Raw genomic sequence first — 14647 nt, 5'->3', positions numbered from 1 at the left:
TGTCGCAAGTATCATGCCTGGGGTTGTGAGGTCAATTGCGAACCATCCTCCTGATGAGGTGGCGTTGAGGGGATCACAGCCCTCAAGCATGGTAACACAACAGTAAAGGTGCTCCCTTTACCTGGTACACTCTGTACCTCAATGCGTCCACCATGACTCTCTACAATCTGATTCGTAATATAGAGACCCACACCTAGACCAATACTAGAACCGCGCTGCACCTCATTACCGGGGACGCGATAAAAGCGCTCAAATATATGTTTTAATAACTCGGGAGGGATACCCACTCCGGTATCTCGTACCGAGATATGGCACTCCGTGTCATTATAGGTCAGCGCCACATAAATAGAAGCATTAGAGTACTTGCGAGCATTAGAGAGGAGATTGATGATTACCTGCCCCAGACGTTCAACGTCAACCTCTGCCTCGATCTGCTCCTGGGGCAATTGTAAATCAATCACAGGTGGCGGATTCGTCCCGACTAAATATTCATCGACCAGGCGCTGACAAAGCTCATTTATGTTACAAGGGAATGTACGTAACTCAAACATTCCCATCTCAACAAATGAGATATTAAGCAAATCATTGACCAGCACCTCCATGCGCCGAATGGAATTCTCCATGCTGACCAGGTTTGGCACATCATTAGAGCCTGCTCGCTCTAGTTTGCGCCGCAATAACTGTGTCATGCCCTTCAGGCTGGAGAGCGGCGTCTTCAGCTCATGTGAAGCCATGCTTAAGAACTCGTCCTTGGCAGCATTGGCAGCGGTCAACTCGCGAGTCCGCTCCTCCACAGCCTGCTCCAGAGAGCGTGCATGCCGCTCTAGCGCCTGCTGCTGTTCCAGAACCTGGCGGCGCAACTGATGTGTCTGAATTGCGCGTGCAAGTGCCGCCACAAAGTAATCGCGGTCGATCGGCTTCTGGATAAAATCATAGGCCCCACCACGTAGGGCCTGAATCGCCAGATTATGGTCACCATGTCCGGTGATAAGGAGTGTAGGCGTATCTGGACACAATTCCTGGATCTTACTTAACAGAGCCAGCCCATCCATCCCAGGCATCTTAATATCGCTTACGATCGCATCATATTTACAATCTTGTAAGCTCTCAAGAGCCTTTAAAGCAGAATCACAGGTAGTGACCGTCACGTCCTTCATACGTAAATAGATCGCCTGGGGCAAAGCCTGTAAAAGAGCGGCATCATCATCAACAATCAGGATGCGAGATTGCTTCAACTCATTCCCCCTTCAGGATCATTGTCAGGTTTTAGCGGAAGCTGTATCAGAAAGCGAGCGCCTTCGCCCAGGCGACTCTGCACCCGAATCGCGCCATTATGTTCTTTAATGATACCATATGTAATCGACAGACCTAATCCAGTTCCTGCACCAACCTCTTTTGTCGTAAAAAATGGATCAAATACACGCTGCTCAAGCTCTGGCGAGATGCCAGGCCCCGTGTCAGCCACGCTGATCTCAACCGTATCAACATTCTTCGCGCAACGTATTGAGATCTCCTTCGTAGGAGCATCAACCAGCGCATCACGAGCATTCGTCAAAAGATTGATAAATACCTGCTCCATTTGGATCGCATTGCCAAAGACAATGACATCTTCTTCGGGAAACTGCATTTCAACCTCTATCAAACGTAGACGTAATTGCTCACGCATTAACGAAATAGAGCGCTGTATGACCTGCACAATGTTGACTGGTTCTCGGCTCACCGAGGCTGCACGCCCAAAGGTACGCAGATGTGAAATGATTTCTGTCGCTTTACGCACCTGCTGCATAGCATTATAGAGTTCCTGTAAGATACGCTCAGGTTCCGTGGTCGCCATTCCTAGTTCCACCAGATCAATCGCGTTTCCGACGAACAGGCCAATGTTATTGAGCGGGTTATTCAGCTCATGCGCCACACCTGTCGTCAATTCTCCCAATGTTGCCAGCTTTCCAGCCTGAACCAGTTGCTCCTGCTTTTCCCGAAGCTCCTGTTCACGCTGTTGTACCTCTTCAGTCGTCTCCTTCAGGTCGCTCATGATATGAATCATGGCCTTACGACTGCTCTCCAGACGCAGGTTTGATTGATGGGAATCTTTCAGGATATGGAGGAGGGCGCGGCGTGAGTTATCCAGGCGCTCAGTCTGCTTCACCATGCGCCGACGATCCTGCTCATAGTCCGCAAGGATGTGAATCATGGCCTTCCGCTGATCCACCAATTTGCGGTTCAATGTATTTAGATCACTCAGGATATGCACAAAGGCTCGACGACGCGCTTCACTCTTCTGCATACGAGCTTCCAGGATCTGTTTCTCGCCCAGCACGCGCTCATGTTCACGATGTAGCTGCACCAATTCCGCACGAAGTTGTTCAGCTTCGTGTTCTTGAGGCTTGATATAATCCCTGTCAGAGTGTTTAATCTGTCGCTGTGCTACGTCCATCGCCCCCCCTGACTACGCTCAGCCCTACTATCGTTTTCGCGCTTCGCTACATGACCGCGACGCGCCTCATCTAGCTGATGCTTCAGGTTCTCAATTTCTTTCTCCAGGGCGATCATCTTGAGCTCACGACCCACCACGACCTCTTCAAATTTCTCCAGATCAAGGATCTTTTCTTGCAATTCAGCCTTTGATTCCTGCAAGTCATTGACGACCTTCTCATATGAGCGCATATCACGCAGAATACCAATCGCGCCAATTACTTTGCCGTCAACATCACGTAAAGCTGAAGCATTAAGGGTTGTGGGAATGACCTCATTAGAAGCGCTACGCGGATTCAAGCGCGCGTTACGCGTTACCCCACGCTCAATCACCTCACGAAGAGCGGCTAGGAATTCACGCGCCTCTTCTGTGCTGATGAAACGTGAGAGCGACTGCTCTAGCACTTCGTCGGGACGGAATCCAAGGAGCTCATACACCGCGTCATTGGCCAGTTGGATCTTTCCCTCCAGGTCTGAGACAAATACCGGGTCCGGCGAGTTCTTGATTATGTTATCGGAGTAGGCAAGCGCTTTATCCAGTTCGCGCATATCGCGCAGAATACCAATTGAACCAATAACCTTACCATCCGCGTCGCGCAAGGCTGAGGCATTCAAGCTCGTCGAAATGATCTCTCCTGACGCGCTCAAGGGATTGAGGCGCGCGTTTCTCGTCACTCCACGCTCAATCACCTCGCGCAACGCCGCCGTGAACTCGCGTGTCTCCTCCGCGCTGATAAAACGCGAGAGTGACTGCTCTAGCACTTCGTCGGTTCTAAAGCCCAGCAGCTCATATACCGCATCATTCGCCAATTGGATTTTTCCATCTAGATCCGAGACAAACACCGGGTCCGGCGCATTCTTAATCAGGTTATCAGCATAAACGCGAGCACGATCCAGCTCGCGCATATCACGCAAAATACCAATAGCCCCAATAACCTTACCATCCGCATCGCGCAAGGCTGAGGCATTCAAGCTCGTCGAAATGATCTCTCCTGACGCGCTCAAGGGATTGAGGCGCGCGTTTCTCGTCACTCCACGCTCAATCACCTCGCGCAACGCCGCCGTGAACTCGCGTGTCTCCTCCGCGCTGATAAAACGCGAAAGTGACTGCTCTAGCACTTCGTCGGTTCTGAAGCCCAGCAGCTCATATACCGCATCATTCGCCAGCAGGATCTTTCCATCTAGATCCGAGACAAACACCGGGTCCGGCGCGTTCTTGATGATAATATCAGCATCAAGTGAGCCATGCGGCTTCGTATCAGTAACATCGGCTTGATCTTCGGATGAGGGCTGAGGTACTACATACTTCGACATGTAAACAATCCTCCTGCCAGTGGCGACGTTCTTTCTTTCCCAAGCAAGGACAAATCTCAGATGGGCACATATATGCTATCAATAATATGCCTAAGAATTATAACATACACGCTTCTGACTAGCATGACACCAGGACACCAGACCAAGGACATTTGGGTTATTCATCTGCGACTCAGTTATAACCAGAAGAGGAGCCATTGGAAGGCACATATCTTATGGTTATAATTACAGTTTATTCATATAAAAACATGGACTTGCTCATTTACATTACAAATATGCTATACTTACAAAACCTAGTTTCTGAGCCAAACACATACATACATTTAAAACCTTTTTCACTTCCATTTGCGCCTACACCTAGAGTTTCCATTTGATCGAATCGCGTCTAAATAGGGCAATCAGGGAGAAATACCAGATTATACATATAACCTGGCGATGTTGTTGATACGTGGAGGAAAACCCTATGCATGGATTGGTCTTTGTGACGTGGGAAAAATACCTGGCAGAACGCTTTGGCAATAGACTCTTCCAAACCTATCGCGAGACTATCGGTGAGGATAGCATGTCTTCACCGCTGGTAAGCAAAGTCTACGACGATACACAATTGCTTGCGGGAGTAGGCGCGGCCTGCCAACTCACGGGTCTACCAAGCAATGTCATTCTGCGTGATTATGGTCGCTACTTCATCTTGAATGGCCTCACCAACCATCTCTGCGCCTACCTACTTTCGCGTGTACATAGTGGGAAAGAGCTCTTACTGGTCATGCGCAACGCACACGCCCAGATGAGGCGCGTTCCTGAAGCACTCACCCCTCCACTTTTTGGCTATGAGCCAATGACTAAACCAGACCAATTTATACTCGTATATGATAGCCCTCGCCAGCTATGCCCTCTTCTATATGGCGCAATCGAAGGTGCCGCCGAGCGTTTTCAAGAACGAGTCACAATCATTGAGAGTAGTTGCATGAAGCGTGGGGATGCCACCTGCCGCTTTGAACTCAGCTTTCAGCCGACACGCTCAGCTAGCGCACGCGAGACACATGAGCAAGCACGCAGACGGTATGAGAAACAAGTTCTAGCTGACCAGGTGCTGCATGTCTTACCCGAACAAGATGGTATAGAACTGGGCGAAATTCAGCAGCGTATCCAGCAACAGGCACTCAATCCCAAACAAAGTATGCCTCGCTTGAGCGCCATTCAAGAAGCAATCAATCATCTTCAATTTGTGGGCCTAGCCGCAAGCTCCGCCAATCAACCAGGCGAAAATGTGATGCATAGACGCTACTGGCGCGCTCCCACTGATGGGACGGTTTCACATACAGGCTTCCATGATCTGCGTTCATCCTCCGCACGCACAAAGTAGCATACTAGAAAAGACTGGCTATTGGTCAGCGTTGCGCAAATGGAATAGTAAACCAGAAGATTGAGCCAGCACCAGGGGCACTCTCAACACCAACCTGCCCCTGATGCTGTTCAATAATGGTGCGGCAAATATATAAACCCAGGCCCGCTCCTTTGCTGACTCCTGCGTTGACATGAATTCCTGGCACGCGGTAGAACAGCTCCCAAACCCGTTCCTGCTCTTCAGGTGCAAGCCCTGGCCCCTCGTCTTTGACCCCTATACATACCTCATTATCACCCGCAACCACTCTCACATCAATGGGGGAGCCCTCAGGCGCATATTTACATGCGTTTTGCATATAATTGTTCACGACCTGCGCGATTCGTTCTCTATCTATGACCACAATCAACTCACCAGTATAGTTTGCAGGAACCAGCCTGATCTCTCTCTCACGATGAGAGGACTGAAAATCGGAAACCAGAACGCGCAGAGTACTGTATAGGTCGCAATGAGCCAGGTGGAGTGAAAAATGCTTAAACTGGAGTGAAGAAACCTCAAAGAGATCATTAATAATACGATCCTGCACCCCAACTTGCCTCTCAGCCCTGGCTAATAGTTGATAGATCTCATGTAACTTCACACGCAAAGGATCGTCCTCTAACAATGCTTTGGTCGTCGTTTTTAGCAAGGATCGAGAATACTGGAGACTCATACTGATTGTGGTCAAAGGATTGCGTAACTCATGACTAACAATCCCTAAGAACTGCTCCATGCGTTGTTGAGCGGCGTCCCGCTCATCCTGGAGCGCCAGGCCTTGCCGTTCCGTGACATCGCGCGTGATTACGACTGCCCCACACAAGTTTCCCTCTCCATCAAACATAGGTGCTCCATAGACATTCAACCGGAGATCATGCGCATGCAGGGAGCGCACACGTACCTCAACCATCTGCTCACCAACTAACTCCTCCCCACGCAAGAGGCGAGACACAGGAAGAGCATGAGTCGCCAGCAATTCACCTTCAGCATCAAGAAGTTGGCACTCAATGCCAGTGCGAAAGAGCAACGCGCTACTGAGTGCTCCCGCTTCCAGTTTGACAAGAGCCATACGTGCGCTGGCGTTAGCCTGCACAATATTACCTTCTTGATCCAGAATATAGGCAGCATCAGTAATAGAGTTCAATAACGCTTGAAATCTTCCCGCATGCTTTAGCATCTCACACTTCATGGCGTAGAGTGGCGAGATATCATGGGTAACCTGAATGACGCTCTCAACCTTATGTTTATCAAGCACAACAGGAAAGCTATCGATTGAGAGCATCTGACCCTGCTTGCGCCCATCGAGATAGCACACCTCATACCCCAGAACCGTCTCCCCCTTTAATGAGCGCATGAGAGGGGATTGCTCATGGACCAGAGATATCGCGTCTCCATCCTCTAACGTCCATGGCTTGAAAACCTCAGCCTGGCACATACTATCTCTCCGCCGCTCAACCATCAGATCGCGGGTTGCGCGATTACATCGCACCAGGCGACCAGAGCTATTGTAGACCGAAATCGCGTCAGGGAACGCCTCCAGGATAACATCCAATTGTTGGCGCACCATTTCAGCCTTACGATGGGCACGTCGTATACCCCAGGCAAACAAACAAATACCCACCACAGCCAGAAGACCCTGCATCAATCCAAACTCTCCAAAGAATGGAAGCTGGAAAAGAAACCAGAGGTCTATTGCCATGAACACATTGACCAACACCGCAAGCACCACCTGTACAATAACTACAGAACGCCACCACGAATCTACAGGCTCTTGATGGCTATGTGGATAGGCACTACAACAAAATCCCCCATCCCCCTAATTACAAGTTATACGCAAATAATGGATGCGCAAATTTTGCCGCTTATCTATCAACATCAACCACCCTCTTGTTCCCCACATTTGAACGAGTAATTTCCTCTCAAAATCTTCGTATATCCTAGAGTATGGCTGCTATCAAGTATATACTTATTTAGTCTTTTACGCAAATTTTTCACGCTGGCAAGCCATTTACAATAATATCACCTGAAGCATAAATAATTACGAATAGTATACTTACCTGCTATGAATCTGCTAATTACACACGCTTTTCACTCACTACAGATGGTAAGCTGAGTATCACTCGCCTCGTCAATGGTTGCTAGCTCATTACGTGTAGGAGACCAGACCGCAGACAACTGAGCAGGCAGAGAGTAAAGCGGCGCAAGCTCGCCCGGAAAACCAAATACCAGACGTCTGGTGCTCAACATAATAGCGATGCGCTGGTTGGGAGCAATGCTTAGCATTCGCGGCATTCCTGGGAGGTTACTCCACTGAAAGATCTGTTCATGGGTTGTGCGATCATAACCAATGACACGATTATCGCGTAGTGCCAGCGCATAGAAACTCCCATCCGGCGACCAGCTTACACTTTGTACTTTCTGCCCAATCTGGAGATCTAGCTGGACAGTCACACGCTGCCCCATACGCCAGCAGAGGACACGCCCATCACTCGTTCCAGCGAGCAAGCGCTTGCCATCTGGCGACCAGCGCAGAACGTTATTACTACCGCTACGCATCTCTTCTCTTGAGAGTGTGAGAGGCAAAGAAGGCTGTGTAACACGCAATTGATCGGCATTCAATGGATAGATGATCACCTGCTTCTCAATCCAAAGCGCCAAATAGGAACCTGAAGACCAATCTAACGCCTCAATGGCCCGCTGGGTATGAAAACGGAGAACCAGGGGCAGCGACTTTCGCGCCACCACATCCCAAAAATAAATCTCGCCTGGCATACTTAATGCCAGTACACGCCCATCTGGCGACCAGCAAAGCGAATGAGCGCTCAGCGACAATCCGACCTCCTGGACTAACTCCACACGACCATCACGATAGAACAACAAGGGGGGTTCTCCATAGCGGGCGCAGGCCACAATATCGCCCTGGGGCGACCAGCAGAGCATGCGTGGGCGAGCCTTGAGGTCATGGCGATAGACTGGTTGCAAGGCCAGAGGTGTGTATAAACGACCTGATATCTCGCGTTGCCCATTTGTGGATGAAACTTTGGGCGCTGGTCCAGGAAGTGGCTCGTCGAGCACCCCCTCCTCATCAAGCTCAACCGGATCGAGCTGAATCTGAAAGTTCTCCTCAACTACCGGTACAAATACCTCTTGGAAAGATGGTGTGCGATACCTAGCGTCATCCTCACCTAGATCAACGCTAATGGTGCGCGCGCTAGTCTCTTCATTCGCCTGCTGAATAACCGCCTCCCGTAATGCCTGAGCAAACTCTAGAATAGTCGAAAAGCGTTGTTCAGTTTTCTTTGCCAGGGCACGCAAAATAACGGCATCTATGGCAGAAGAAAAGATGCGCTCAGGGTTTAACTGGCTTGGCGCAAGGGGAGGGTCCTGCACATGCGCGTACATATATTCTTGATAGGTCGCAGCCTGGATTGGTAATCGCCCCGTTAACATCCAGCAGGCCATCACTGCTAATGAATACTGATCGGAGGCACACCCTACCCGTCCCCGTACCTGCTCAGGCGACATATATGGCAGGGTACCAATGATATCACTGGCCTCCATATCCCCCAGAGACATATCCTGCAAGCGCGCTATACCAAAATCAAAGAGGAAGAGCTCAATCACTCGCTCAACACGCTGCGGATCACGAAGCGTACGCACAAGAAAATTACCAGGTTTAACGTCTCCATGCACAATCAAGGGGCGACGTGTATGCAAATACCAAAGACTTTCTGCTGCTTGTATGATCGCATCGGCGGTCTGAGCTAGGCTCCAGTATTGCCAGGGTGGTCGCTTCTTCAATGTCTGTGCCAGTGAGCCTTCAGGCATATGGGGCGAAACAAGAAACGGGACCTTGCGGTCGTTATACAGCATCCAGCCAGAGTCAAGCAAAGGCAAAATATGGGGATGCTTCAGGCTACTGGCAATCTTGATCTCACGTTGGAAGCGTTCGAGCGCCTTGCGATTGCGCCGCTCGTCTTCGGCAACTGTTAGCAAGATCTTGAGCGCGACATCTTCGTTTGTACGTACATCGCGTGCGAGCCAGACTTCGCTCATATTTCCCTGGTCCAGGCGATCGATGCGCCGGTAACGCTCCGCTGCCATTAACATGTTGTAGTCACAACCTGCCTTCTAACAATATTCTCTCTATGTTCTGTCTCTGCACTTTGCCCTTAGGAACGTCCTCGAACACTCCTGGTATCGCCTGACATTGGAGTGTTTGGACTAGTAGTATCCTTGAGGCGTTTGCTCAGTTTGTCAGCTTCGCGACGTAAGGTATCACGTTCGCCAGTCATACGGCGCAGTTCCGCTTGCAACTCCTCTTTCTCACGCGTAAGCTTATCCAGGTCACCCCGTAACCGCTGCCGCTCGCGTGACACCCGACTCAGCTCATCCTTATTTTCTTCATGCTGTTCCTCAAGGTCTTCAAATTGACTCTGAAGCTTATCAGAGCGCTGCTTCTCCGATGCCATTTCGCGCACCAAGGTCTCCATCTGTCGCTTATGCTTATCCTGCTCTTCCTGTAAATTGTTTTGCAACTGCTGGATACGGGGAGTATAGCGGTAGCCAAGGAGCATGCTAAAGAGCTCATACTCAGGCAAGCCTTCGCGTGACCGAGAACGCAGTTCTTGCAAGCGGCGCACGTTCCACTGTCCACCAGCCAGGAGACTACCTAGAGCGCGTAAAGCAATCGTCAGTTGCTCTGGCTCTGACACATTATTATGTGTCGTGGAGATGCCATAGCGATGCGTATCCTGCGCATACTCTAGAATGGCCTCGGGCATTGAGCGCATACCAAGTACTGCCGCCAGTTCTTCGCGCAACTCAACAGTTGTCTCCGGTTCTCGGAAGACATGCAACATCTCTTCCTGAGCGGCTTTTCCCAGAAGTAAGAAGAGCGATGTTAGGAGTTTGCGCTGCCTCGGATCGGCATCCAGTGCCTGCAACAGGGGCTTTACAATCAAGGGCTCACCAAGTAACAAGAGCAGAGCTATAATGCGTTGATTCGTCTTCTCGTCGCTATGAGTCTGCACGTGCTCAATCAGGTCCATAACCATTACATGGTCCTCATAACCTTGTATGGTTTCGCCAAAAATGCGCTCCAGAAGCAGGGTTATCGCCATCGCCATGTCGGATGGAGCGTCATGCGAGAGCATTTCTACTAGTTCCTCTCGAATGACTTGAGGCGACATGCTATTGAAGACCTCCAGAGCAGCCTCACGCCTATCTGGTGCTGTATGGTCGCTCTGCGCGCTCAAGATAAAGGGCAAAGCGAGCACCCCAAGATCTCGTAGAACCTCCTTGGCAGCGCGTGCGATAGCCACATCTTTTGCGGTAATCAAGTTTCCCATGTATGGGACGGTTGGCACCCCAATCTGCACCAGAGTAAGCATCGCGCCTCGGCGGCGCTCCTCGTTCCCCAATTCCGCGACCAGGGTTGAGAGGACATATTCGCGGTGCTCTCGCTTATGTGCCAGGAGTTTTAACGCCTCAGCGACTCCATCAAGCAGATGAGCATCTTCAAGCCCCGCCAGCAGAGATGGCAGACTCAGTTCAGCCAGTTCGCTAGTTAATGCCCCCAAGAGGACCTCGCGTGAGCGCTCAGGAGGTGGTGGGTAAAAGAGGTTAACAATTTCATCAAGCATCTTCCGCTGATCGTCGCTCTGCCGCACCAGAGAAATAATACAGGCTTGCGCGCGGTTGCGGGCTGCGCTACGCTGGTCATTGAGGCCCATAATCAATGGCGCGAGCATATCTATACCAAAGCGTGGTAAGAGATCGGCAATGGTAGCCCCCAGATCTTCATCTCCCAGCAAACTTACCAGGGGAGCGATAGCTGCTTCAGGATGTTTAAGGAGCAACGAAGAGAGAGTCGGGCGCATCGCCACCTGGCCCAGGGCCTCCAGCAAGGCTGGCACTACAATCGCACCGGGTAACTCCTCAAGGGTTTGATAGATTCGCGTGCGCACGTGCTGATCTGGATGCAACAGGTGCTGCACCAGAACATGCGCGGCTTCATCGCCCTGCTTCTGAAAAATTTCCAGAAGGGCTTGAACCTGTACATCGCTGCCTGTTTCTAATACTTTGATGAGTTCCTCACCTGGGAAAGGATGCATACCCAGGATGGCCCGTTGAAGGCGATGCCTAATCTGGGGCGTTGTCTCTTCAAGCGCCGCTACCAAATCAGGGAGCGCAACTGAACCAAACTGGCTCAACGCTTCAATAGCCTCTTCCTGAAATTGCACGTGTGAGCTTGACAGCATACTCAGCAAAGGAGGAACAACACGTGGCTCGCTAAATAGCCCCAGCGCGCGAATAAGCGTGATGGTAAGTAAAGGCTCATCATACGGCATCTGGAGAATTTCAATCATCCTGGACACTGCTCTCACCTCATGAATATCAGCCAGGATTTGCACCAGGATACGCGTACGCCCTTGGACAATGGGGGCAAGAGCCTCAATGATAGGCAAACCCGCTCGCTCACCAATAGCTTTTAGAATTGATGCCGCTCGCTCTGCGGCATCTTCACGAGGGCTATCAAGTACCAGTTCGATCAGCCCAGGAATACTGGAAGGGGCATAGGCATAAAGCGCATCAGCTACCCGCCGCGCGAGGGCTTGCCCCGGCTCAGAGACTAGGCGCAAGAGGTCTGGGAGGGCAAGCGGGTCGAGCGTCTCCTTCAATACATCTAGGATACGGATACGCACTATCTCAGCAGGTTGTTGTAGCAACGACAATAAGCGCGGGGTTGCCACCGTACCAATCTCACGCAGCGCCTCAATAACATTTTTGACCGCTGCTTCATTCTGAGATGGCAGGTAGAGCAATAGGGCCTCGATAACCTTCTCCCAACGATTATCCCGAGAACCCACGCCATCGTCATTACGCGCCAGCCGGACCAGGATATCGCGCGCACGCTGCTGTGTCTGCGGCTCATGCTGATAGTTGGAGGTTAGCACCGGCACAATTGTCTCGAGGATACGTAGATACTGCATCAATGTGACGCGAGGCTGCCCACCTGGCTCGCTCATAAAGCGCTCTAAGATGACCAGGGATGCCTGGTGCATATAAGCACTCACAGCGCTGGCATTACGTTGCTCTAGCATTTGCAACAGGCGTTTAAGCGTGAGTTCTGGACCCAGACGATAGAGCGCATTGGCGGCTCGCTGCATCACAAAATGATCCGTATCTTGCAAACGCTCAATGAGTGGCTCGACGGCGCGCGGATGACGTGTGCCTCCCAGAATATTGATCGCGGCGGCCCGCAGGCGGGTACTCCGTTCGGCATGAGGCTGGCTTAGCTCGACGGCTCGTTCAACCACAACCGAACCAAAACGGCCCAGGAGCCGCGTCAAACGCTTGACTTGGGCTTCATATGCCACGTCGTCTACCATGTCTTCCAGGTAGGAGAAGAGCAAATCCGGCACAACAGCCTTATCCAGCAGAATAAGCATCTCGTCGACGCCCTCTACCATAATAAGTGGTAGAAGAGAGCGATAGACCTCCTGCCCTCCTTCCTCGGCGCAACGCGTGAATATTCGTGCCAGAGACTCACGCGCCTCCTTGTTGCGCACTACAATAGAAAGCGCTTCTTCTACGGCTGGCGGCAAGACGACTGGGCGCTCAATCTCGGCTTGAGGTGGCGTCCAGAGCACACCAACACAGACCAGCGCCAGAGAAAGCGCCTGCAAGAGATAGCTCCGACTCTCCAAGCCCCGTTCGCCGAACTGTTCAGCCAAAACCAGGGGATCATCAAGCAGGCCTGCCCAGATCGCAATCGGTTCGCTCCAACGCCCAACATTCTCCAGCATTTCCTCGCGTATCACTGGTTCAGAGGTCAGACGCTCAGCGGCAAAGAAGTATTCCGCGACGAAGTACTCGGCAATCAATTCATGGCGAAAGCTCAGCACACCGTTAGGGCTAATATCGATCAGATCGCCAGCCAGCGCGAACTGTAGCAACTGAGTCCGGTCAGCAGCAATATCATCGAGCGCGTCAGGCTCCTCAACATCAGGGTAGGGTCCCCGAGCGGGGTTTTCATTGAGCCAGAGAGCCAGTTCATCACCGAAGGCTTCCAAATCAGCCTCGCCCCAGTGTCCATTGGTTGCTGATACCGAGAGCTGGATAGCGTTACGATCATTGGCCCAGCGCGCGGCACAGGCCACGACACTCAAAAAGCGAATCACGCCCTGCTCGCTCAAAGCGCTGGAGGACCAACGCCCCTGACGGCTTTCGCGCGCGATCAGTTGTACCACCGATTCTCGCAATAAACGTCCACGTGTATCGATCTGCTTTCCACGCTCAACGCCAATCTGGTCGATAATCTCCATCAAGGTAAAAAGCATCATGGGATTAGTGCAGTGATAGCGCAGGCGACTACGGTCGATGATTTGGATGATTTGTCCAGCAGTATGGCGCCAGCGCCCATCCTGGGCCAGGATATAGCGCTCCACAAACTGGTGGATCTGCGCAGGTTGGAGGGGATAGATTGTGGCGCATGCGGCCTGCCCTCGCTCTACCAGCCGCACAAAGGCAGGCTGTTCACGATAATCTATCTCACGACAGGTCATGAGCAGGCGATTGTCGGAATGCAGCATCAAATCCGCAAGCTCCTGACTCACAAAGGAAAGATAATTACTATCGACCTCGTTCAGGCCATCACAGAGTAAAAGGAGCCGCCCCTGTCGCGCAAGCTGGCGCAAATAGGGCGCGATGTAATGCATGCCCGGTAGGTCGCTCTCTTGTAGATAGCTTAAAAGGCCAATATCATAATCCGCCCATGTCTCCTCTGGAAGATCACTATAGCGCTTAAGGTAGAGGCTATAGTTCTTCATAGGAATCAGGATCGGGATGTATTCGCGACGCACTATCAGGCGAAGTGGCTGTGCTACTGCCCGATATTGATAGACGCGCAGAGCCATGGTCTTGCCCGCACCAGGTACACCCAGGATAAGCTGATGCGAACGATGCTGCTCCAGAAGTTTAAGGATGGAAACAGGCTCACGCTGCACCGCGATGGTTGGCGCGGTTACTTCATGATGATTTTGTTCCGCTGTTGGGCGAATATTCGCCATCGCTTCCAGTGGCGTATAGAGACGCTGAACGCGCCGATGCTCTCTTCCAGCCTCGCGCAGATAGCGCAGGAGCGCATAAATGCGTGTCCCAAAGAGACTTACCAGGAAGAGTGTGAGAAAAAGCAAGCAAAGTGACACGAAAATCAGGGGACTATGTGCCATCAGGGAAAAGATACCAGTAAGACGCTCACTACTCCCTTGCTGTAAGGGATTAAGGAGCCAGAGAATCACGATCAGGATCATTCCCACAACCACAGTTCCCACCAGCGCAATCGCCAAGCTATTCAGTATCCTTTGTGGTAGTGTGCGCGACCTGACGATCTTGCGCGGTCCATGTCGCCCATACGGATCAGATGGGCGTGCGAATGATGGCTCCTGTAGCATATCGTCCTTGAAAACCTTTCTCTGA

7 protein-coding genes are annotated in these 14647 nt (G+C 51.5%); 1 reads left to right on the top strand and 6 read right to left on the bottom strand.

The window, feature by feature from the left end; translation table 11 throughout:
- Positions 1 to 11: 11 nt before the first annotated feature.
- From K3T82_RS18005 to K3T82_RS17995, 3 genes are read right to left on the bottom strand one after another with little or no spacing between them, the layout of a single operon-like run.
- Positions 12 to 1235 (bottom strand): hybrid sensor histidine kinase/response regulator, encoded by a 1224-nt coding sequence (locus K3T82_RS18005; RefSeq protein WP_220194823.1) that lies wholly within the window; start codon positions 1233 to 1235, stop codon positions 12 to 14.
- Complete coding sequence (locus K3T82_RS18000) at positions 1232 to 2434, bottom strand: sensor histidine kinase (protein ID WP_220194822.1); 1203 nt, start codon at positions 2432 to 2434, stop codon at positions 1232 to 1234. The genes K3T82_RS18005 and K3T82_RS18000 overlap by 4 nt, the downstream gene beginning before the upstream one ends.
- Positions 2425 to 3786 (bottom strand): PAS domain-containing protein, encoded by a 1362-nt coding sequence (locus K3T82_RS17995; protein WP_220194821.1) that lies wholly within the window; start codon positions 3784 to 3786, stop codon positions 2425 to 2427. The genes K3T82_RS18000 and K3T82_RS17995 overlap by 10 nt, the downstream gene beginning before the upstream one ends.
- 463 nt (positions 3787 to 4249) lie before the next feature.
- Between K3T82_RS17995 and K3T82_RS17990 the strand changes: the two genes are divergently transcribed.
- Positions 4250 to 5149, top strand: a complete 900-nt coding sequence (locus K3T82_RS17990) for a heme NO-binding domain-containing protein (protein ID WP_220194820.1) — start codon at positions 4250 to 4252, stop codon at positions 5147 to 5149.
- A gap of 25 nt (positions 5150 to 5174) precedes the next feature.
- Here the strand turns inward: K3T82_RS17990 and K3T82_RS17985 are convergent, their stop codons facing one another.
- The 3 genes from K3T82_RS17985 to K3T82_RS17975 form a co-directional block, all read right to left on the bottom strand.
- Entirely contained in the window at positions 5175 to 6881 is a 1707-nt protein-coding gene (locus K3T82_RS17985) for a sensor histidine kinase (protein ID WP_220194819.1), read from the bottom strand.
- Between the two features lie 371 nt (positions 6882 to 7252).
- Positions 7253 to 9274, bottom strand: coding sequence for a WD40 repeat domain-containing serine/threonine protein kinase (locus K3T82_RS17980; RefSeq protein WP_220194818.1), 2022 nt, complete (start codon positions 9272 to 9274; stop codon positions 7253 to 7255).
- Positions 9275 to 9336: 62 nt separating this feature from the next.
- Positions 9337 to 14622: a HEAT repeat domain-containing protein gene (locus tag K3T82_RS17975; RefSeq protein WP_220194817.1), complete on the bottom strand. Its 5286-nt coding sequence runs from the start codon at positions 14620 to 14622 to the stop codon at positions 9337 to 9339.
- Positions 14623 to 14647: the final 25 nt, after the last annotated feature.

Origin of the sequence: Ktedonospora formicarum (assembly GCF_016587355.1) — a bacterium.
Lineage (GTDB): Bacteria > Chloroflexota > Ktedonobacteria > Ktedonobacterales > Ktedonobacteraceae > Ktedonobacter > Ktedonobacter formicarum.
Note: the sequence above shows the minus strand (reverse complement) of the source record. Positions and strands in the feature narration are given on the sequence as shown.